Raw genomic sequence first — 21,373 nt, forward strand, 5'->3', positions numbered from 1 at the left:
TCAGTTCTCCTTGAACGGGAAGCCGAGCGCCTTGAGCAGCGCACGTCCCTCGTCGTCGTTCGTCGCGGTCGTCACGACCGTGATGTCCATGCCGCGGACCCGGTCGATCCGGTCCTGGTCGATCTCGTGGAACATCGACTGCTCGGTGAGGCCGAAGGTGTAGTTGCCCCGGCCGTCGAACTGCCGCGGCGACAGGCCACGGAAGTCGCGGATGCGCGGCAGGGCCGTGCTCACGAGCCGGTCGAGGAACTCCCACATGCGGTCGCCACGCAGCGTCGTGTGCGCGCCGATCGGCATGCCCTCACGCAGCTTGAACTGGGCGATCGACTTGCGGGCCTTGGTCACGACCGGCTTCTGGCCGGTGATCGCGGTGAGGTCGCGGACGGCACCCTCGATGAGCTTGCTGTCCTTCGCGGCGTCGCCGACACCCATGTTGACGACGACCTTGACGACGCCGGGGATCTGCATGACGTTCGCGAAGCCGAACTGCTCGCGCAGGGCGTCCTTGATCTCGTCCTGGTAGCGCGCCTTGAGGCGGGGCTGGGTTGCGGTGTCTGCCATGTCTCTCACAGGTCCTTGCCCGAGCGCACGCCGACGCGGACACGGCTCGCCTTCTGGCGGCCGTCACGCTCGACGGTCTCGACGCGGGTCTTGATCCGGGTGGGCTTCTTGTCGGAGGGGTCGACGACCGCGACGTTGCTCACGTGGATCGGGGACTCCTGGACGACGAGGCCACCGGTGCGGCTGCCACGGGCGGACTGGCCGGCCTTGGTGTGGCGGGTCACCCGGTTGACGCCCTCGACGGTCACCCGGTTGGTCTCCCGGTTCACCGCGATGACCTTGCCGGTGGCGCCCTTGTCCTTGCCGGCGAGCACCTGGACGGTGTCGCCCTTCTTGATCTTCATCGCCATGGCTCAGAGCACCTCCGGGGCGAGGCTGATGATCTTCATGAAGCGCTTCTCGCGCAGCTCGCGGCCGACGGGGCCGAAGATGCGGGTGCCCCGGGGGTCACCGTCGTTCTTGAGGATCACGGCCGCGTTCTCGTCGAACTTGATGTAGGAGCCGTCGGCGCGACGGCGCTCCTTCTTCGTGCGGACGATGACCGCCTTGACGACGTCGCCCTTCTTGACGTTGCCGCCCGGGATCGCGTCCTTGACGGTGGCGACGATGGTGTCGCCGATTCCCGCATACCGGCGACCGGAGCCGCCGAGAACACGGATGCACAGAATCTCCTTGGCACCGGTGTTGTCGGCGACACGCAGCCGCGACTCCTGCTGGATCACAATTCTCTCCTTGTCCTCCGGTTCTCACCGCCGGTGGCGGTGAGCCTCTAGGAACCGTTGATCGGACTCGGCTGAGCCGAGGCTGTCTGGATGTTCCGTCGAACCAGGCGCGCTGCGCTCGACGGTTCGACGGCTACTTGGCCTTCTCGAGGATCTCCACGAGGCGCCAGCGCTTGGTCGCGCTGAGCGGGCGGGTCTCCATGATGAGCACGCGGTCGCCGACACCGGCGGCGTTCTGCTCGTCGTGCGCCTTGACCTTGCTCGAGCGGCGCATGACCTTGCCGTAGAGGGCGTGCTTGACGCGGTCCTCGACCTCGACGACGACGGTCTTGTCCATCTTGTCGCTGACGACGTAGCCCTGGCGGGTCTTGCGGTCGTTGCGCTCCGCGGCCTTGGTCACGGTCTCATCCTTGTTCGTCTCGCTCACTTCGCGTCACCCTTCGCGCCGATGCCGAGCTCGCGCTCACGCATCTCGGTGTAGATCCGGGCGATGTCCTTGCGGACGGCACGCAGCCGGCCGTGGTTGTCCAGCTGGCCGGTGGCCGACTGGAACCGGAGGTTGAACAGCTCCTCCTTGGCCTTGCGCAGCTCGTCCACGAGGCGCTCGTCCTCGAGGCCCCGCAGCTCCTTGGAGGTCAGGTCCTTGGATCCGACTGCCATCAGAAGTCACCACCCTCACGCCGGACGAAGCGGCACTTCATCGGCAGCTTGTGCATCGCGAGGCGCATCGCCTCGCGTGCGGTCTCCTCCGGGACGCCGGACACCTCGAACATGATCCGGCCCGGCTTGACGTTGGCGATCCACCACTCCGGCGAACCCTTGCCGGAACCCATCCGGGTCTCGGCCGGCTTCTTCGTGAGCGGACGGTCGGGGTAGATGTTGATCCACACCTTTCCGCCACGTTTCATGTAACGCGTCATCGCGATACGGGCGGACTCGATCTGGCGGTTCGTGACGTAGGCGGGCTCGAGGGCCTGGATGCCGTAGTCGCCGAACGCGATCGTCGTCCCGCCCTTGGCAGCGCCCGAGCGACCCGGGTGGTGCTGCTTGCGGTGCTTGACTCGACGGGGAATCAGCATGGTCAGGACTCCTCGGTGCTCGCGGCGGCCGGCGCCTGCTCGGCGGGGGCCTCGGCCACGGGGGCCGGGGCGTCGCTGCGGCGGGCGCGAGCCGGACGGTCGGCGCCGTCCCGACGCGGTCCACGACCCTGGCGCGGCGCGGTGGCCTGCTGGGCCGCGAGCTCACGCGCGGTGAGGTCGCCCTTGTAGATCCACACCTTGACGCCGATGCGCCCGAAGGTGGTCTTGGCCTCGTAGAAGCCGTAGTCGATGTTCGCGCGCAGGGTGTGCAGCGGCACGCGCCCCTCGCGGTAGAACTCGGTGCGGCTCATCTCGGCCCCGCCGAGGCGACCGGAGACCTGGACCCGGATGCCCTTGGCACCGGCGCGGGTCGCGGACTGCATGCCCTTGCGCATGGCGCGACGGAACGACACGCGGGCGCTCAGCTGCTCGGCGATGCCCTGCGCGACGAGCTGGGCCTCGACCTCGGGGTTCTTGACCTCGAGGATGTTGAGCTGGACCTGCTTGCCGGTGAGCTTCTCGAGCTCGCCGCGGATGCGGTCGGCCTCCGCGCCGCGGCGACCGATGACGATGCCGGGGCGGGCGGTGTGGATGTCGACGCGGACCCGGTCACGGGTGCGCTCGATGTCGACGCGGGCGATGCCGGCGCGGTCCATGCCCTCGGACATGAGCTTGCGGATCGCCACGTCCTCCTTGACGTAGTCGCGGTAGCGCTGACCCTCCTTGGTGGAGTCGGCGAACCACCGGCTGCGGTGCTCCGTCGTGATCCCCAGACGGAAGCCGTGCGGGTTGACCTTCTGGCCCATCAGCGAGTGCCTCCGTTCGTGGACTTGGCGGGCTTGGGGGCGACGACCACGGTGATGTGGCTCGTGCGCTTGTTGATGCGACCGGCGCGGCCCTGGGCCCGCGGACGGAAGCGCTTCATCGTGGGGCCCTCGTCGACGAAGGCCGAGGCGACGACGAGCTCGCGCTCGTCGAAGCGCTGGGCCGTCTGGTCCGCCTTGACCCGAGCGTTCGCGATCGCGGACTCGAGCACCTTGCGGATCGGCTCCGCCGCGCCCTGGGGGGCGAAGCGCAGGACCGACACGGCGTCGGTGGCGTTCTTGCCACGGATGAGGTCGACGACCCGGCGCGCCTTCTGCGGCGCCACCCGGACGTGGCGGGCCACGGCCCGCGCCTCGGTGGTTGCGGTCTCGGTGGCCATCAGCGACGACGCCCCTTCTTGTCGTCCTTCACGTGACCCTTGAAGGTGCGGGTCGGTGCGAACTCGCCGAGCTTGTGGCCGACCATCGACTCGGTGACGAACACCGGGACGTGCTTGCGGCCGTCGTGGACGGCGAGGGTGTGACCGAGCATGTCGGGCGAGATGACCGACCGACGCGACCAGGTCTTGATGACGTTCTTGGTACCCGCTTCGTTCTGGGCGTCCACCTTCTTCTGGAGGTGGTCGTCGATGAAGGGGCCCTTCTTCAGGCTACGAGGCATTCCAGGCTCCTATCAGCGCTTCTTGCCAGTACGACGGCGACGAACGATGAGCTTGTCGCTGGGCTTGCCGGGGCGGCGGGTGCGGCCCTCGGGCTGGCCCCAGGGGGACACCGGGTGGCGACCACCGGACGTGCGGCCCTCACCACCACCGTGCGGGTGGTCGACCGGGTTCATGACGACGCCACGCACAGTCGGGCGCTTGCCCTTCCAGCGCATCCGGCCGGCCTTGCCCCAGTTGATGTTCGACTGCTCGGCGTTGCCGACCTCACCGACGGTGGCGCGGCAGCGCACGTCGACGTTGCGGATCTCCCCGGACGGCATGCGCAGCTGGGCGTAGGGCCCGTCCTTGGCGACGAGCTGCACGCGCACGCCTGCGGAACGGGCGATCTTCGCGCCGCCACCCGGCTTGAGCTCGACGGCGTGGACGACCGTACCGGTCGGGATGTTGCGCAGCGGCAGGCTGTTGCCGGGCTTGATGTCCGCGCCCGGGCCGTTCTCGATGGCCATGCCCTGCTCGAGGCCCTTGGGGGCCAGGATGTAGCGCTTCTCGCCGTCGGCGTAGTGCAGCAGCGCGATGCGGGCGGTGCGGTTGGGGTCGTACTCGATGTGAGCGACCTTGGCCGGGATGCCGTCCTTGTCGTGGCGACGGAAGTCGATGACGCGGTAGGCGCGCTTGTGCCCACCACCGATGTGGCGCGTGGTGATGCGGCCGTTGTTGTTGCGGCCACCGCTCTTGCTCAGCGGACGGACGAGGGACTTCTCGGGGGTGGAGCGGGTGACCTCGACGAAGTCGGCCACGCTCGACCCGCGACGCCCCGGCGTCGTCGGCTTGTACTTACGGATACCCATGGTGTGTTGTCCTCAGCTTCCTCAGGCGCCGGCGCTGCCGAAGATGTCGATCGAGCCCTCGCGGAGGGTGACGATCGCGCGCTTGGTGTCCTTGCGCTTGCCGATGCCGAACCGCGTGCGACGGGCCTTGCCCGGGCGGTTCATCGTGTGGACCGAGTCGACCTTCACGTTGAAGATCTGCTCGACGGCGATCTTGATCTCGGTCTTGTTCGAGCGCGGGTCCACGATGAACGTGTACTTGCCCTCGTCGAGGAGCCCGTAGGACTTCTCGGACACGACCGGAGAGATCAGGATGTCGCGGGGGTTCTTGCCCTGGCTCACTTCTCGTCCTCCACATCGGCCTGGGCGGCCTTCTTGGCCGGCTTGTCGGCCTTGTCAGCCTTGGCGGGCTTGTCCGGCTTCTCAGCCTTGGCCGGCTTGTCGGCCTTGGCGGGCTTGTCGGCCTTCTCAGCCTTGGCCGGCTTGTCGGCCTTCTCAGCCTTGGCGGGCTTGTCGGCCTTCTCAGCCTTGGCCGGGTTCTCGGCAACGGCGACCTCGGTGCCCGTGAAGGTCTCGAAGGCGGCCCGGGTGAACACGACGTCGTCGGCGCACAGCACGTCGTACGTGTTGAGCTGGTCGACGGCCAGGACGTGGACGTCCGCGATGTTGCGGACCGACCTCAGCGACACGAGGTCGGCGCGGTCGAGGACGACGAGCAGGTTGCGGCGCTCGGTGAGGCCGGACAGCAGCTCGAGCGCGGCCTTGGTCGAGGGGACCTCGCCCGTGGCGATCGACTCGACGACGTGGACGCGGTCGTGGCGGGCACGGTCGGACAGGGCCCCGCGCAGGGCGGCGGCCTTCATCTTCTTCGGGGTGCGCTGCGAGTAGTCACGCGGCTGCGGGCCGTGGACGACGCCACCCCCGGCGAACTGCGGCGCGCGGGTCGAGCCCTGGCGGGCCCGGCCGGTGCCCTTCTGCTTGTAGGGCTTGCGGCCACCGCCACGCACCTCCGCGCGGGTCTTCGTCGAGTGGGTGCCCTGGCGCGCGGCCGCGAGCTGGCCGACGACGACCTGGTGGATGAGCGGGACGTTGGTCTGGACGTCGAAGATCTCGGCGGGCAGGGTGACGTCGAGCGTCTGGGTTGCCATGCGGGTCACGCCCCCTTCGCGGCCGAGCGCACGAGGACGACCGCGCCGCGCGGGCCGGGGACGGCACCCTTGAGCAGCAGCAGGCCCTTCTCGGCGTCCACGGCGTGGACGGTGATGTTCTGGGTGGTCTGGCGCACGCCGCCCATGCGGCCGGCCATGCGCATGCCCTTGAAGACGCGGCCGGGCGTCGAGGCCCCGCCGATCGAGCCGGGCTTGCGGTGGTTGCGGTGCGAGCCGTGCGAGGACGACACACCCTTGAAGCCGTGCCGCTTCATGACGCCGGCGAAGCCCTTGCCCTTGGTCCTGGCCGTGACGTCGACGCGCTGGCCGACCTCAAAGGTGTCGGCGCCGATCTCCTGACCGAGGCTGTACTCGCCCGCGTCGGCGGTGCGCAGCTCGACGACGTGGCGGCGCGGGGTCACGCCGGCCTTGTCGAAGTGGCCGGTCAGCGGCTTGGTGACCTTGCGCGGGTCGATCGAGCCGTAGCCGAGCTGCACCGCGGCGTATCCGTCGGTGTCGGCGGCGCGGACCTGGGTCACGACGTTCGGACCGGCCTGGATCACGGTGACGGGCACGAGCCGGTTGTTCTCGTCCCACACCTGGGTCATGCCGAGCTTGGTGCCCAGCAGGCCCTTCTGGGTCTTGGTTGCAGTGGTGGTCATGTCGTCAGCCTCAGAGCTTGATCTCGATGTTGACGTCAGCCGGCAGGTCGAGACGCATCAGCGAGTCGACGGCCTTCGGCGTCGGGTCGATGATGTCGATGAGGCGCTTGTGGGTGCGCATCTCGAAGTGCTCGCGGCTGTCCTTGTACTTGTGCGGCGACCGGATGACGCAGAACACGTTCTTCTCCGTCGGCAGCGGCACGGGGCCCACCACGGTCGCGCCGGCGCGGGTGACCGTGTCCACGATCTTTCGCGCCGAGCTGTCGATGACCTCGTGGTCATACGACTTCAAGCGGATGCGGATCTTCTGTCCCGCCATCTGACGTTCCCGTCTCTCTCTCGCCGTACATCTGTCTGTGTGCCGGTTCCTCGTGACCTCCGACCCCCGCGGTCGGGCGTGTCGCCCTTGCTCCGCAGCCCGGCGGCAGCGGTTTCCCGCATCTCTCCGGTGGATCGGCTGTCCGGTGGACCCGGGGCCGGGCCTGGCACTTCGCGAAACGAGCCGCCCCGCCGTCGTCGGCGGTTCGTCACCTCGTCGCGGTGGGCGAGCGCAACCCTCTCGGGACGCACTCGCACGCCAAGCAACCTGACAAGTGTGCCAGACCGGGTGGGACGCGACCAAATCGGGCCCGGGCGCCGGGCGGATGCCGTGCGCGCGCCACGACATTCACGCACCTTCGCGTTCACGCGCCACCGCCGCACACTCTCGTCCACTGCGCCGTCGGCGGTACACGCGCCCCAGGGTCTCGCCCCCTCCGTCGCCGCGCACACGCTCTCCCGCGCGCCGTCCCGGGGCGTGGCCTCGTCCGGTGCCGCGGGGTGCGCCGGGGAACATGCAGTAGGAGGCTGCGCCCGGTCCCCGCACGCTCGACGGCCGGCCCAGGGACGGTCACTGCATGTCCTGGGGCACACTCCCCCACCCCCGCCGCACGCGAGGAGGCCCGGGCGCACAAGGCACCCGCACGACCCCCCGATGCGCGACGAAGGGCCCGGACGCACACGGCATCCGGGCCCTTCTCGAGCCCCCTGCGGGTCGGGGGGTCCACGGGGGGCGAAGCCCCTCGTGTGTTACTTGTTGATCTTGGTGACCCGGCCGGCGCCGACGGTGCGGCCGCCCTCGCGGATGGCGAAGCGCAGGCCCTCCTCCATGGCGATCGGCTGGATGAGCTCGACGGCCATCTCGGTGTTGTCACCGGGCATGACCATCTCGGTGCCCTCGGGCAGCTTCACGACACCGGTGACGTCGGTGGTGCGGAAGTAGAACTGCGGGCGGTAGTTGTCGTAGAACGGCGTGTGACGGCCACCCTCGTCCTTGGACAGGATGTAGACGTTCGCGTCGAACTCGGTGTGCGGGGTGATCGACCCCGGCTTGACGACGACCTGGCCGCGCTCGACGTCCTCGCGCTTGATGCCACGAAGGAGCAGGCCGACGTTCTCGCCCGCACGGCCCTCGTCGAGCAGCTTGCGGAACATCTCGATACCGGTGGCGACCGTCTTGGTCGGCGGGCCGGTGTGGATGCCGACGATCTCGACCTCCTCGTTGACCTTGAGGATGCCGCGCTCGATGCGGCCGGTGACGACGGTGCCGCGACCGGTGATCGTGAAGACGTCCTCGACGGGCATGAGGAACGGCTTGTCGGTCTCACGCTCGGGCTCGGGGATGTAGCTGTCGACGGCCTCCATGAGGTCGAGGACGGTCTGGCCCCACTCGGCGTCGCCCTCGAGGGCCTTGAGCGCCGAGACCTTGACGACCGGCAGGTCGTCGCCCGGGAACTCGTAGTCGGACAGCAGCTCGCGGACCTCCATCTCGACGAGCTCGAGGATCTCCTCGTCGTCGACCATGTCGGCCTTGTTGAGCGCCACGACGATGTAGGGGACGCCGACCTGGCGGGCCAGGAGGACGTGCTCCTTCGTCTGCGGCATCGGGCCGTCGGTGGCGGCGACGACGAGGATCGCACCGTCCATCTGGGCGGCACCGGTGATCATGTTCTTCACGTAGTCGGCGTGACCGGGGCAGTCGACGTGGGCGTAGTGACGGCCCTCCGTCTGGTACTCGATGTGCGCGATGGAGATGGTGATGCCGCGCTGCTTCTCCTCGGGCGCCTTGTCGATGTCGTCGAACGCGAACACCGGGTTCAGGTCCGGGTACTTGTCGTGCAGGACCTTGGAGATTGCAGCCGTCAGCGTCGTCTTACCGTGGTCGATGTGACCGATGGTGCCGATGTTGACGTGCGGCTTGGTCCGCTCGAACTTTGCCTTCGCCACTTGATGTCCTCCTCAGGACTCTTCTTGTGAAACGCCGTTACGACCGGGCAGGACGTGGCGTCGTACTTGGGGGGGTTGGTTGGGATGACTTCTCAGCCGAGACCAGCGACCAGTCTAGCGGTCACTCGCCACGGGTCTTCTTGATGATCTCCTCGGACACCGACTTCGGGACCTCGGCGTAGGAGTCGAACTCCATCGAGTAGTTCGCCCGACCCTGGGTCTTGGACCGCAGGTCGCCCACGTACCCGAACATCTCCGACAGCGGGACGAGGCCCCGAACGACCTTCGCACCGCTGATGTCCTCCATGGCCTGGATGTGGCCGCGGCGGGAGTTGATGTCGCCGATGACGTCCCCCATGTAGTCCTCGGGGGTGCGCACCTCGACGGCCATCATCGGCTCGAGCAGGACCGGCTCGCACTTGCGCACGGCCTCCTTGAGGGCCATCGACCCGGCGATCTTGAACGCCATCTCCGAGGAGTCGACGTCGTGGTAGGCACCGTCGAGCAGGGTCGCCTTGATCCCGACGAGCGGGTAGCCGGCGAGCACGCCGTACTGCATGGCGTCCTGGATGCCGTGGTCGACCGAGGGGATGTACTCGCGGGGCACGCGGCCACCGGTGACCTTGTTCGCGAACTCGTACAGCTCGCCCTCGGCGGTGTCGAGCGGCTCGAGCGCGATCTGCACCTTCGCGAACTGGCCGGACCCACCGGTCTGCTTCTTGTGGGTGTAGTCGTACTTGTCGATGGAGCGCTTGATCGTCTCGCGGTAGGCCACCTGCGGCTTGCCGACGTTGGCCTCGACCTTGAACTCGCGACGCATCCGGTCGACGAGGATGTCGAGGTGCAGCTCGCCCATGCCGGCGATGATCGTCTGGCCAGTGTCCTCGTCGAGGTGCACCTGGAAGGTCGGGTCCTCCTCGGCGAGCTTCTGGATGGCCGTGCCGAGCTTCTCCTGGTCGCCCTTGGTCCTGGGCTCGATGGCCACCTGGATGACCGGCTCCGGGAAGGTCATCGACTCGAGGACGACGGGCTTGTCGATGTCGCACAGGGTGTCGCCGGTCGTCGTGTTCTTCAGGCCGATGGCGGCGTAGATGTGGCCGGCGAGGGCCCCGTCGACGGGGTTCTCCTTGTTGGCGTGCATCTGGAAGAGCTTGCCGATGCGCTCCTTCTTGACCTTCGTCGCGTTGAGCACCTGGGTGCCGGCGGAGATCTGGCCGGAGTAGACCCGGATGAAGGTGAGCGTGCCGAAGAACGGGTGCGAGGCGACCTTGAACGCCAGGGCCGAGAACGGCTCGTCCTTGCTCGGCTCCCGGACGATCTTCTCCTCGTCGTTGCCGGGCGCGTGGCCCTCCATCGCGGGGACGTCGAGGGGCGAGGGGAGGTAGTCGATGACGGCGTCGAGCATCGGCTGCACGCCGCGGTTCTTGAAGGCGGAGCCGCACAGGACGGGGTAGACCTCGGAGGCGATCGTCAGCGTGCGGATGCCCGCCTTGATCTCCTCGGGGGTCAGCTCGCCACCCTCGAGGTACTTCTCCATGAGCGTGTCGTCGGACTCGGCCACGCGCTCGATGAGGTGGTGCCGGTACTCCTCGACCTGGTCGGCGAGCTCGGCCGGGATCTCCTGGATCTCGTACTTGGCGCCGAGGGTGACGTCGCCCTTGGCGTCGCCCGGCCACACGAGGGCGCGCTTGTAGATGAGGTCGATGACGCCGACGAAGTCGTTCTCGGCTCCGATCGGCAGCTGGAGCACGAGCGGCTCGGCGCCGAGGCGGTCCTTGATCGTGTCGACCGTGAAGTAGAAGTCCGCGCCGAGCTTGTCCATCTTGTTCACGAAGCAGATGCGCGGCACGTTGTACTTGTCGGCCTGGCGCCACACCGTCTCGGACTGCGGCTCGACACCCTCCTTGCCGTCGAAGACGGCGACGGCGCCGTCGAGGACGCGCAGCGAGCGCTCGACCTCGACGGTGAAGTCGACGTGTCCGGGGGTGTCGATGATGTTGACCTGGTGGTCCTCCCAGAAGGAGGTGACCGCGGCCGACGTGATCGTGATGCCGCGCTCCTTCTCCTGCTCCATCCAGTCGGTCGTCGAGGCGCCGTCGTGCGTCTCACCCATCTTCCGGTTGACGCCGGTGTAGAAGAGGATGCGCTCGGTCACCGTCGTCTTGCCGGCGTCGATGTGCGCCATGATGCCGATGTTGCGGACCTTCTTGAGGTCCGTCAGGACGTCCTGTGCCACGGTCGTGTTCTCGTCTCGTTCGCGGTGTGTGCGGGTTCGGGTGCGCGTCGGTGAGGACCGCCCACCGCCCCGGAGTGCCGTCGCGCCTGGCGCGGCCGGCACCCCGGGGCGCGGGGTCACCAGCGGTAGTGGGCGAAGGCCTTGTTCGACTCGGCCATCTTGTGGGTGTCCTCGCGGCGCTTGACCGCGGCGCCGAGGCCGTTGGACGCGTCGAGGATCTCGTTCATGAGGCGCTCGGTCATCGTCTTCTCGCGACGCTGGCGCGAGTAGCCGACGAGCCAGCGCAGCGACAGGGTCGTCGCGCGGTTGGGCTTGACCTCGATCGGCACCTGGTAGGTCGCACCGCCGACGCGGCGGGACTTGACCTCGAGGGTGGGCTTGATGTTGTCGAGCGCGCGCTTGAGCGTCTGCACCGGGTCGGTACCGGTCTTCTCGCGGCAGCCCTCGAGGGCGCCGTAGACGATGGTCTCGGCGATCGACTTCTTGCCGTCGAGGAGGATCTTGTTGACGAGCGAGGTCACGAGCGGGCTCTGGTAGACCGGGTCGACGACGAGCGGCCGCTTCGGAGCGGGTCCCTTGCGAGGCATCAGGCCTTACCCTTCTTCGCGCCGTAGCGGCTGCGCGCCTGCTGACGGTTCTTCACGCCCTGGGTGTCGAGGGCGCCACGGATGATCTTGTAGCGCACGCCGGGGAGGTCCTTGACCCGCCCGCCGCGCACGAGCACCATCGAGTGCTCCTGGAGGTTGTGGCCGACGCCCGGGATGTAGGCCGTGACCTCGATGCCGCTCGTGAGGCGCACGCGGGCGACCTTGCGCAGGGCGGAGTTCGGCTTCTTCGGGGTCGTCGTGTACACGCGCGTGCACACGCCGCGGCGCTGCGGAGAGCCCTTGAGGGCAGGAGTCTTGACCTTCGTGGTCTTGTCCTGCCGGCCCTTGCGCACCAGCTGGTTGATGGTAGGCAACCTGGATCCTTTGCTCGTCTCGTCGATGCCGCAGCAGCGGTGCCGCAGCTCCTTGGTGTATCCGGTGCTCGACCCCCGTGGTCGGGCGTGTCGCACCGGGTGCTCTTCCCTGCACTCCCCATGCATCACCTCGGAAGAGGATGTGGGGCGCCCGGCAAGAGGTGGGCGGGGCCGTCGCTCGACGCCTCGCGGCGGTGAGGTCGACTCCAGGGTCTGGGCCTAGCCAGACACGGTGTCCAAGATTACCGGTCCGCGGGGGCCGCTCCAAATCGGTAACCTGCGTCGGGTCGCCGGCGGGCGGGCTAGCCGGCGGTGACGTCGAAGGCGGGGGCGTAGGCGAACGGCCCGGCGAGCTCGGGTCGCCACGCCTGCAGCCGGCGCACGAGGAAGAAGCGGTCCTCCCAGGGCCCGGGTGACCCGATGCCGTGCGCGGCCGCGGTCTCGAAGCCGAAGTGGGCGTACCAGCCGGGGTCGCCGAGCAGGACGACGGAGGGTTCGCGCCGCTGGTCCGCGGTGACGAGGACCGCCGCCACGAGCGCGGACCCGATCCCCTCCCCCTGGTGCTCCGGAGCCACCGCGATCGGGCCGAGGCCGACCGAGGGCCCCTCCCCCATGGTCGCCCGGCTGCACACGACGTGCCCGACGACCTCGCCGTGCAGGTCGGCGACGAGGGTCAGCGAGTCGAGCACGTCGCCGGCGGCGCGCAGGCGGTCGAGGATGCGCGTCTCGACGGAGTGCGCGGCCCCGTCGGGCACCCCGAACGCCGCGTCGTGGAGCGCACGGGTCGGCTCCTCGTCGCCGGGCAGCTCGCGTCGGATGACGAGGTCGGGGTTCATCGCCTCATCCTCGCAGCCGGCGAGGGTGCGGCGAGCGATGGCGCGGGCGCGGCGGCCCGCCTAGCTCGCGCGGCTGACCCGGCTCGCGCGGGTCGCCGGCGCCGGGTCGGCCGTGGGTGCCGTGGCTGCCGTGGATGCCGTGGCGTCCGGACCGGGCAGCCGCACCCTGGGTGCCGCCGCACCGGCCGGCACACGGAGCCGCCCGATGACGTGGTGGCTCACGACGCAGAAGGCGATCGTGGCGCCCACGGCCTCCAGGGTCTCCTCGAGGAGCACGAGGCTCACCTGGATCACCGAGGCCGCGTCCCGTGCGGTCGCGCCGTAGAGCGACTCCACCCCGAGCGCCCCGAGGAAGAAGACGCCAGCCGCGATCAGGAGGCCACGCGTCACCTGCCGCGGGAGGCTGCGTGCGACCAGGAACAGGGTCGCCGCGACCAGGGCGAGGACGACGACGCCTGGCAGGACCCAGGCGTAGGTCGGGACCGAGATGCCGAGGCCGGCGGTGATCCGGTCCATCCGCTCGTGCAGCCGGGTCGCCTCGTCGAGGCTGAGCAGGGCCGCCGTGACGGCGACGGCCGTCCACGAGCGCGCCACGCCCTTGGGCTCGCCCCAGGCCGACAGCGCGGCGAAGAGCGCGATGCCGAGCAGGAGGCCGGCCGTCCACCAGGTCGGGAGGTTTCCCTCGCGCCCCATGTGGAGGTAGCGCTGGAGCTCTTCGAGGCTCGACCCCTTGGGGATGAGCCGGCTCAGCACGAAGAGAAGCACGACCACGGCCGTGCCGGTCAAGGCCAGGCGTACCAGGCCGTCCACCCGTTCACCCCGCGTCGTCATCGGCCCAGTATGGGGACTCGGTCGGCTCGCTTCGGGGAGGCGCGGCCGGGATCGAGAGGACATTCTCGTCGAGGGCCCCGGACGCGGACGGGCGGGGAGGCGCGGTGGTGACCCACCGGCATCCCCGCCCGTCGCGCGTGGAGGAGTGCGCCGCTCAGATGCGGTCGAGCCCCAGCTCGCTGTCGTCGAGCCGGACGGCCTCACCCGAGCCGGGCCCGAACGCGGCGTAGCTGTAGTCGTCGTAGCTCGGCATGGAGTACATCGCGGCCTTGGCCTCCTCGGTCGGCTCCACCGTGATGTCGCGGTAGCGGGGCAGACCCGTGCCGGCCGGGATGAGCTTGCCGAGGATGACGTTCTCCTTGAGCCCGAGGAGGGAGTCGGACTTGCCCTCCATGGCGGCCTCGGTGAGCACGCGGGTCGTCTCCTGGAACGACGCCGCCGACAGCCACGACTCGGTCGCGAGCGACGCCTTCGTGATGCCCATGAGCTCGGGGCGGCCCGAGGCGGGCTTGCCGCCCTCGGCCACGACGCGGCGGTTCTCGTCCTCGAACCGGCCACGCTCGGCGAGCATGCCGGGCAGGAGGTCGGCGTCGCCCGACTCGATGATCGTGATCCGGCGCAGCATCTGCCGGACGATGACCTCGATGTGCTTGTCGTGGATCGACACGCCCTGCTGGCGGTAGACGTTCTGGACCTCGTCGACGAGGTGCATCTGCGTCTGGCGCGGGCCGAGGATGCGCAGCACGTTCTTCGGGTCGATGTTGCCGACCGTGAGGCGGGTGCCGACCTCGACATGCTGGCCGTCCTGGACGAGCAGGCGGGCCCGCTTCGTCACCGGGTAGGCGTGCTCCTCGGAGCCGTCGTCCGGCGTGAGCAGGATGCGCCGCGCCTTGTCGGTCTCCTCGATGGTGATCCGGCCGGAGGCCTCGGCGATCGGGGCGACCCCCTTCGGGGTGCGTGCCTCGAACAGCTCGACGACCCGCGGCAGGCCCTGGGTGATGTCGTCACCAGCCACACCACCGGTGTGGAAGGTGCGCATCGTCAGCTGGGTGCCGGGCTCACCGATCGACTGGGCCGCGATGATGCCGACCGCCTCGCCGATGTCGACGAGCTTGCCGGTGGCCAGCGAGCGGCCGTAGCACAGGGCGCAGGTGCCGACCTTGGAGTCGCAGGTGAGGACCGAACGGATCTTCACCGAGTCGACCCCGGCGGCGAAGAGCGCGCCGATGACGACGTCACCGAGGTCCATGCCGGCCTCGGCGAGCACCTCTCCGTCCTGGACGACGTCCTCGGCGAGCGTGCGTGCGTAGACCGAGGTCTCGACGTCGTCGTGGACCGAGCGGGTGCCGGTGCGCTCGTCGATCGCCGCGATCGGCATCGGCAGGCCGCGCTCGGTGCCGCAGTCGTCCTCGCGGATGATGACGTCCTGCGACACGTCGACGAGGCGACGGGTGAGGTAGCCCGAGTCGGCGGTGCGCAGCGCGGTGTCCGCGAGGCCCTTGCGAGAGCCGTGCGTCGAGATGAAGAACTCGAGCACCGACAGGCCCTCGCGGAAGTTCGCACGGATCGGCCGCGGGATGATGTCGCCCTTCGGGTTCGACACCAGGCCGCGCATGCCGGCGATCTGGCGCAGCTGCATCCAGTTGCCGCGAGCACCCGAGGACACCATCCGGTAGATGGTGTTCGTCCGCGGGATGTTGGCCTCCATCTCCTTGGCGATCTCGTTCGTCGCCTGGGTCCAGATCTCGATGAGCTCCTGCCGGCGCTCGTCGTCGGTGATGAGGCCGCGCTCGTACTGGGTCTGGACCTTGGTGGCCTTCTCCTCGTAGCCCTCGAGGATCTCGAGCTTGCGCGGCGGGGTGACGACGTCGGAGATGGCGACCGTCGTGCCCGAGCGGGTCGCCCAGTGGAAGCCGTACTCCTTGAGCGCGTCGAGGCTCGCCGCGACCTGCACCTTGCTGTAGCGCTCGGCGAGGTCGTTGACGATCGTCGACAGGCGCTTCTTGTCGACCTGGTCGTTGACGTACGGGTAGTCCTCGGGCAGCGTCTCGTTGAACAGGGCGCGCCCCAGGGTCGTCTCGACGAGCAGCGTGGCGGCGAAGCCCTCGTCGTCGAGCGCGACACCCTCGGGGAGGTCCGCGAGCGGGGTCGGGACGACGTGGGTGAGTCGGATCCGCACCGGGGAGCCGAGGTCGATCTCGCCCGCGTCGAAGGCCATCCGGGCCTCGGACACGGTCGAGAACACGCGGCCGGCGCCGGCGCCGTCGTCCACCTGCGTGGTGAGGTGGTACAGGCCGATGATCATGTCCTGGGTGGGCATAGTCACCGGTCGACCGTCGGCCGGCTTGAGGATGTTGTTCGAGGACAGCATGAGGATGCGGGCCTCGGCCTGCGCCTCCGCCGACAGCGGCACGTGCACGGCCATCTGGTCACCGTCGAAGTCCGCGTTGAAGGCGGTGCACACGAGCGGGTGGATCTGGATGGCCTTGCCCTCGACGAGCTGCGGCTCGAAGGCCTGGATGCCGAGCCGGTGCAGCGTGGGTGCGCGGTTGAGCAGCACCGGGTGCTCGGTGATGACCTCCTCGAGCACGTCCCACACGACCGAGCGCTGGCGCTCGACCATGCGCTTGGCCGACTTGATGTTCTGGGCGTGGTCGAGGTCGACGAGGCGCTTCATGACGAACGGCTTGAACAGCTCGAGCGCCATCTGCTTGGGCAGGCCGCACTGGTGCAGCTTGAGCTGCGGGCCGACGACGATGACCGAGCGGCCGGAGTAGTCGACGCGCTTGCCGAGCAGGTTCTGGCGGAACCGTCCCTGCTTGCCCTTGAGCATGTCGGACAGCGACTTGAGCGGTCGGTTGCCGGGACCCGTGACCGGGCGGCCGCGACGGCCGTTGTCGAAGAGGCTGTCGACGGCCTCCTGGAGCATCCGCTTCTCGTTGTTGACGATGATCTCGGGCGCACCGAGGTCGAGCAGCCGCTTGAGGCGGTTGTTGCGGTTGATGACGCGGCGGTAGAGGTCGTTGAGGTCCGAGGTCGCGAAGCGGCCACCGTCGAGCTGCACCATCGGGCGCAGGTCCGGAGGGATGACCGGGACGGCGTCGAGGACCATGCCCGAGGGCTGGTTCGTCGTCGTCTGGAAGGCGCTGACGACCTTGAGCCGCTTGAGCGCACGGGTCTTGCGCTGGCCCTTGCCGGTCGCGATGATCTCGCGCAGCAGCTCGGCCTCGGCGTCCAGGTCGAAGGTCTGCAGGCGCTTCTGGATCGCCGCGGCGCCCATGCCACCCTCGAAGTAGAGGCCGAAGCGGTCCCGCATCTCGCGGTACAGCACCTCGTCGCCCTCGAGGTCCTGGACCTTGAGGTTCTTGAAACGGTCCCAGACCTGCTCGAGCCGCTCGACGGCCTGGTCGGCCCGGCGGCGGATGGCGTTCATCTCGCGCTCGGCCGAGTCGCGCACCTTGCGCTTGGCGTCGGACTTGGCGCCCTCGGCCTCGAGGGCGGCGATGTCGGTCTCGAGCTTCTTCGCGCGGGCGTCGATGTCGGCGTCGCGCCGGTTCTCGATCTCGCGCTTCTCGACCTGGATCTGCGCCTCGAGCGAGGGCAGGTCGGCGTGCCGCTGGTCGACGTCGACGCTCGTGATCATGTACGCGGCGAAGTAGATGACCTTCTCGAGGTCCTTCGGGGCGAGGTCGAGCAGGTAGCCCAGCCGGCTCGGGACGCCCTTGAAGTACCAGATGTGGGTGACGGGGGCGGCGAGCTCGATGTGGCCCATCCGCTCACGGCGCACCGCGGCCCGGGTGACCTCGACGCCGCAGCGCTCGCAGATGATGCCCTTGAAGCGCACCCGCTTGTACTTGCCGCAGGCGCACTCCCAGTCCCGGGTCGGGCCGAAGATCTTCTCGCAGAAGAGTCCGTCCTTCTCGGGCTTGAGGGTGCGGTAGTTGATCGTCTCGGGCTTCTTGACCTCGCCGTGGCTCCACTCGCGGATGGAGTCGGCGGTGGCGAGCCCGATCCGGAGCTCGTCGAAGAAGTTGACATCGAGCACGTTGTGCTTCCTTACTTTCGTCCTGCTGAACGTTTCTCTGTGTCAGTGGTCCGGGCTACTGCTCGGACACGCTGCGCGTGGCGTTTCGCCTGTTCCGGCAGACCGAGCTCGCTTCGCTCGCGGCCTCCCGGGCTGTGACCGGGTCGCTGGGCGACCCGGTCACAGCGCGATCACACTTCCTCGACCGAACTCGGCTCGCGCCGGGACAGGTCGATGCCGAGCTCCTCCGCAGCACGGAAGACGTCCTCCTCGGCCTCGCGCATCTCGATGGTCGTGCCGTCGCTGGACAGCACCTCCACGTTGAGGCAGAGGCTCTGCATCTCCTTGATGAGCACCTTGAAGGACTCGGGGATGCCGGGCTCGGGAATGTTGTCGCCCTTGACGATGGCCTCGTACACCTTGACGCGGCCGTTGACGTCGTCGGACTTGATCGTGAGCAGCTCCTGGAGCGCGTAGGCCGCGCCGTACGCCTCGAGGGCCCAGACCTCCATCTCACCGAAGCGCTGGCCGCCGAACTGGGCCTTACCACCGAGCGGCTGCTGGGTGATCATCGAGTACGGACCCGTGCTGCGCGCGTGGATCTTGTCGTCCACGAGGTGGTGCAGCTTGAGGATGTACATGTAGCCCACGGACACCGGCTCCGGGAACGGCTCGCCGGAGCGGCCGTCGAAGAGGCGGGCCTTCCCGGTGCCGTCGATGAGGCGCAGGTCGTCGCGCGTCGTCAGCGTCGAGTCGAGCAGGCCGACGATCTCGTCCTCGCGGACACCGTCGAAGACCGGGGAGGCGACGCGGGTGCCGGCCGGCGCCGAGCGGGCGTCGTCCGGGATGAGGCGGGCCCACTCGGGGTTGCCCGCGATCTCCCAGCCGCGGCTGGCGGCCCAGCCCAGGTGCAGCTCGAGGATCTGGCCGACGTTCATGCGGCCGGGCACACCGAGCGGGTTGAGGACGACGTCGACGGGGGTGCCGTCCTCGAGGAAGGGCATGTCCTCGACCGGGAGGATCTTGGAGATGACGCCCTTGTTGCCGTGGCGGCCCGCGAGCTTGTCGCCATCGGTGATCTTGCGCTTGTTCGCGACGTAGACACGAACGAGCTGGTTGACGCCCGGGGGCAGCTCGTCGCCCTCGTCCTTGTCGAAGACCTTGACGCCGATGACGGTGCCGGTCTCGCCGTGGGGAACCTTGAGGGAGGTGTCGCGGACCTCGCGGGCCTTCTCGCCGAAGATGGCGCGCAGGAGGCGCTCCTCCGGGGTCAGCTCCGTCTCACCCTTGGGTGTGACCTTGCCGACGAGCAGGTCGCCGTCGCGGACCTCGGCGCCGATGCGGATGATGCCGCGCTCGTCGAGGTCGGCGAGGACGTCCTCGGAGACGTTGGGGATGTCCCGGGTGATCTCCTCGGGCCCGAGCTTGGTGTCGCGGGCGTCGACCTCGTGCTCCTCGATGTGGATCGAGGACAGCACGTCGTCCTGGACGAGGCGCTGGCTGAGGATGATCGCGTCCTCGTAGTTGTGCCCCTCCCACGGCATGAAGGCGACGAGCAGGTTGCGCCCGAGCGCCATCTCACCACCGTCGGTCGCGGGACCGTCGGCGATGAGGCCACCGGCCTCGACGCGGTCGCCCTCGGAGACGATGACGCGCTGGTTGTAGGAGTTGCCCTGGTTGGACCGGCTGAACTTGTTGATCCGGTAGGTGCGTGACGTGCCGTCGTCACCGGCGACGGTGACGAGGTCGGCGGAGACCTCCGTGACGACGCCGGCCTTCTCGGCGATGACGACGTCACCGGAGTCGACGGCCGCGCGGTACTCCATGCCGGTGCCGACGAGCGGTGCCTCGGCGCGCACGAGCGGCACGGCCTGGCGCTGCATGTTCGAGCCCATGAGGGCGCGGTTGGCGTCGTCGTGCTCGAGGAACGGGATGAGGGCCGTCGCCGCGGACACCATCTGGCGCGCCGAGACGTCGATGTAGTCGACGTCCTCGGCCGGGACGTACTCGACCTCGCCACCCTTGACGCGCACGAGGACGCGCTCGTGGGCGAACGCCGTGCCCTCCTCGTTGAGCGTGGCGTTGGCCTGCGCGATGACGTGCTCGTCCTCCTCGTCGGCGGACAGGTAGTGCACCTCGTCGGTGAGCCGGCCCTTGGTCACCTTGCGGTACGGGGTCTCGATGAACCCGAACGCGTTGATCCGGCCGTAGGACGCGAGCGAGCCGATGAGGCCGATGTTCGGGCCCTCAGGGGTCTCGATCGGGCACATCCTGCCGTAGTGCGAGGAGTGGACGTCGCGGACCTCCATGCCGGCGCGGTCGCGCGAGAGGCCACCCGGGCCGAGCGCGGAGAGTCGGCGCTTGTGCGTCAGGCCGGCAAGGGGGTTGTTCTGGTCCATGAACTGGGAGAGCTGGCTGGTGCCGAAGAACTCCTTGATGGACGCCACGACCGGGCGGATGTTGATGAGCGTCTGCGGCGTGATGGCCTCGACGTCCTGGGTCGTCATCCGCTCGCGCACGACGCGCTCCATCCGGGACAGACCGGTGCGGACCTGGTTCTGGATGAGCTCGCCGACGTTGCGCAGGCGACGGTTGCCGAAGTGGTCGATGTCGTCGGTCTCGACGCGGACCTCGACGTCCTCACCGCGGCGGCGGCCGGCGATGACCTCCTCGCCGGCGTGGAGGGCGACGAGGTACTTGATCGTGGCGACGATGTCCTCGATCGTCAGGGTCGACTGCGAGAGCTCGCCCTCGAGGCCGAGCTTCTTGTTGATCTTGTACCGGCCGACCTTCGCGAGGTCGTAGCGCTTGCCGTTGAAGTACAGGTTGTCGAGGAGGGTCTGCGCGGCCTCCTTGGTCGGCGGCTCACCCGGACGCAGCTTGCGGTAGATGTCGAGCAGCGCGTCGTCCTGGCCCGTCGTGTGGTCCTTCTCGAGGGTCAGGTTCATCGACTCGTAGGAGCCGAACTCCTCGCGGATGTCGGCCTCGGTCATGCCGAGGGCCTTGAGGAGGACGGTGACCGACTGCTTGCGCTTGCGGTCGACGCGCACGCCGACCATGTCGCGCTTGTCGATCTCGAACTCGAGCCAGGCGCCCCGGCTCGGGATGACCTTGGTCGTGTAGATGTCCTTGTCGGACGTCTTGTCGGGGGTGCGCTCGAAGTAGACGCCCGGGCTGCGCACGAGCTGCGAGACGACGACGCGCTCGGTGCCGTTGATGATGAAGGTGCCGCGCTCGGTCATGAGCGGGAAGTCGCCCATGAAGACCGTCTGGCTCTTGATCTCACCGGTCGTGTTGTTCATGAACTCGGCGGTGACGAACAGGGGCGCGGAGTAGGTCTGGTCGCGCTCCTTGCAGTCCTCGATGGAGTACTTGACCTCCTCGAAGCGGTGGTCGCGGAAGCTCAGCGACATCGAGCCGCTGAAGTCCTCGATGGGCGAGATCTCCTCGAAGATCTCCTCGAGGCCGGAGCGGTCGGGGACGTCGTCCCGACCGGCGGCCTTGGCCGCGGCGACCCGGGCCTGCCAGCGCTCGTTGCCGAGGAGCCAGTCGAAGCTCTCGGTCTGGAGTGCGAGGAGGTCGGGGACCTCCATGGGCTCACGGATCTTTCCGAAGGAAAGACGGCCGGTCACCGTCATTGCGGTGTTCATGTGCTTGGACGTGGTGCGCGAGGCAGCCAAGGAGGGTTCCTTCCACGGGCCTGTTCAGACTTCTGGGCTGGCTGCGTCCGACCGG

The 21,373-nt window shown here is 68.8% G+C and carries 21 protein-coding genes and 1 pseudogene; all 22 read right to left on the reverse strand.

The annotated features are described in order from the left end of the window. The gene (gene rplE / locus ABD899_RS11360; RefSeq protein WP_345205914.1) at positions 1-561 is read right to left on the reverse strand and encodes a 50S ribosomal protein L5; all 561 of its coding nucleotides are present in this window, start codon (positions 559-561) and stop codon (positions 1-3) included. A gap of 5 nt (positions 562-566) precedes the next feature. Then, complete coding sequence (rplX, locus tag ABD899_RS11365; RefSeq protein ID WP_345205917.1) at positions 567-911, reverse strand: 50S ribosomal protein L24; 345 nt, start codon at positions 909-911, stop codon at positions 567-569. Between the two features lie 3 nt (positions 912-914). Further along, the gene (gene rplN, locus ABD899_RS11370) at positions 915-1,283 is read right to left on the reverse strand and encodes a 50S ribosomal protein L14 (RefSeq protein ID WP_345205919.1); all 369 of its coding nucleotides are present in this window, start codon (positions 1,281-1,283) and stop codon (positions 915-917) included. Between the two features lie 133 nt (positions 1,284-1,416). After that, the gene (rpsQ, locus tag ABD899_RS11375; protein WP_345205921.1) at positions 1,417-1,683 is read right to left on the reverse strand and encodes a 30S ribosomal protein S17; all 267 of its coding nucleotides are present in this window, start codon (positions 1,681-1,683) and stop codon (positions 1,417-1,419) included. Between the two features lie 23 nt (positions 1,684-1,706). Then, positions 1,707-1,943, reverse strand: coding sequence for a 50S ribosomal protein L29 (gene rpmC / locus ABD899_RS11380; protein ID WP_425474961.1), 237 nt, complete (start codon positions 1,941-1,943; stop codon positions 1,707-1,709). Beyond that, positions 1,943-2,362: a 50S ribosomal protein L16 gene (gene rplP / locus ABD899_RS11385; protein ID WP_345205923.1), complete on the reverse strand. Its 420-nt coding sequence runs from the start codon at positions 2,360-2,362 to the stop codon at positions 1,943-1,945. The genes rpmC and rplP overlap by 1 nt, the downstream gene beginning before the upstream one ends. A 2-nt stretch (positions 2,363-2,364) precedes the next feature. Beyond that, a complete protein-coding gene (rpsC, locus tag ABD899_RS11390) occupies positions 2,365-3,168 on the reverse strand; it encodes a 30S ribosomal protein S3 (protein WP_345205925.1) in 804 nt (267 codons plus the stop codon). Further along, entirely contained in the window at positions 3,168-3,566 is a 399-nt protein-coding gene (rplV, locus tag ABD899_RS11395; protein ID WP_345205927.1) for a 50S ribosomal protein L22, read from the reverse strand. Before rplV ends, rpsC begins: the two co-directional genes overlap by 1 nt. After that, complete coding sequence (gene rpsS, locus ABD899_RS11400; RefSeq protein WP_345205929.1) at positions 3,566-3,847, reverse strand: 30S ribosomal protein S19; 282 nt, start codon at positions 3,845-3,847, stop codon at positions 3,566-3,568. Before rpsS ends, rplV begins: the two co-directional genes overlap by 1 nt. 12 nt (positions 3,848-3,859) lie before the next feature. After that, on the reverse strand, positions 3,860-4,696 hold the full coding sequence (gene rplB, locus ABD899_RS11405) for a 50S ribosomal protein L2 (RefSeq protein ID WP_345205930.1): 837 nt from the start codon (positions 4,694-4,696) through the stop codon (positions 3,860-3,862). Positions 4,697-4,717: 21 nt separating this feature from the next. Then, positions 4,718-5,017, reverse strand: coding sequence for a 50S ribosomal protein L23 (gene rplW / locus ABD899_RS11410; protein WP_345205932.1), 300 nt, complete (start codon positions 5,015-5,017; stop codon positions 4,718-4,720). Between the two features lie 173 nt (positions 5,018-5,190). Then, positions 5,191-5,823 (reverse strand): annotated as a pseudogene (gene rplD / locus ABD899_RS11415) (50S ribosomal protein L4); the annotation flags it as partial. Positions 5,824-5,828: 5 nt separating this feature from the next. Further along, a complete protein-coding gene (gene rplC, locus ABD899_RS11420) occupies positions 5,829-6,485 on the reverse strand; it encodes a 50S ribosomal protein L3 (protein ID WP_345205934.1) in 657 nt (218 codons plus the stop codon). Positions 6,486-6,495: 10 nt separating this feature from the next. After that, positions 6,496-6,804: a 30S ribosomal protein S10 gene (rpsJ, locus tag ABD899_RS11425; protein WP_012867945.1), complete on the reverse strand. Its 309-nt coding sequence runs from the start codon at positions 6,802-6,804 to the stop codon at positions 6,496-6,498. A 749-nt stretch (positions 6,805-7,553) separates the two neighbouring features. Beyond that, a complete protein-coding gene (tuf, locus tag ABD899_RS11430) occupies positions 7,554-8,750 on the reverse strand; it encodes an elongation factor Tu (protein WP_345205936.1) in 1,197 nt (398 codons plus the stop codon). A gap of 121 nt (positions 8,751-8,871) precedes the next feature. Then, complete coding sequence (fusA, locus tag ABD899_RS11435; protein ID WP_345205939.1) at positions 8,872-10,986, reverse strand: elongation factor G; 2,115 nt, start codon at positions 10,984-10,986, stop codon at positions 8,872-8,874. A 116-nt stretch (positions 10,987-11,102) separates the two neighbouring features. After that, positions 11,103-11,573 (reverse strand): 30S ribosomal protein S7, encoded by a 471-nt coding sequence (gene rpsG / locus ABD899_RS11440; RefSeq protein WP_159900936.1) that lies wholly within the window; start codon positions 11,571-11,573, stop codon positions 11,103-11,105. Then, complete coding sequence (gene rpsL, locus ABD899_RS11445) at positions 11,573-11,947, reverse strand: 30S ribosomal protein S12 (RefSeq protein ID WP_324533335.1); 375 nt, start codon at positions 11,945-11,947, stop codon at positions 11,573-11,575. Before rpsL ends, rpsG begins: the two co-directional genes overlap by 1 nt. A gap of 302 nt (positions 11,948-12,249) precedes the next feature. Beyond that, complete coding sequence (locus ABD899_RS11450) at positions 12,250-12,783, reverse strand: GNAT family N-acetyltransferase (protein WP_345205944.1); 534 nt, start codon at positions 12,781-12,783, stop codon at positions 12,250-12,252. Between the two features lie 60 nt (positions 12,784-12,843). Further along, on the reverse strand, positions 12,844-13,614 hold the full coding sequence (locus tag ABD899_RS11455) for a hypothetical protein (RefSeq protein ID WP_345205946.1): 771 nt from the start codon (positions 13,612-13,614) through the stop codon (positions 12,844-12,846). A gap of 154 nt (positions 13,615-13,768) precedes the next feature. After that, positions 13,769-17,659 carry a DNA-directed RNA polymerase subunit beta' gene (locus ABD899_RS11460; RefSeq protein WP_345205948.1) on the reverse strand — a complete coding sequence of 1,297 codons (3,891 nt, stop codon included), beginning with the start codon at positions 17,657-17,659 and terminating at the stop codon, positions 13,769-13,771. A gap of 170 nt (positions 17,660-17,829) precedes the next feature. After that, on the reverse strand, positions 17,830-21,318 hold the full coding sequence (gene rpoB / locus ABD899_RS11465; protein WP_345205949.1) for a DNA-directed RNA polymerase subunit beta: 3,489 nt from the start codon (positions 21,316-21,318) through the stop codon (positions 17,830-17,832). Positions 21,319-21,373 lie beyond the last annotated feature (55 nt).

The organism is Fodinibacter luteus (assembly GCF_039541575.1).
Classification (GTDB): Bacteria; Actinomycetota; Actinomycetes; order Actinomycetales; family Dermatophilaceae; genus Fodinibacter; species Fodinibacter luteus.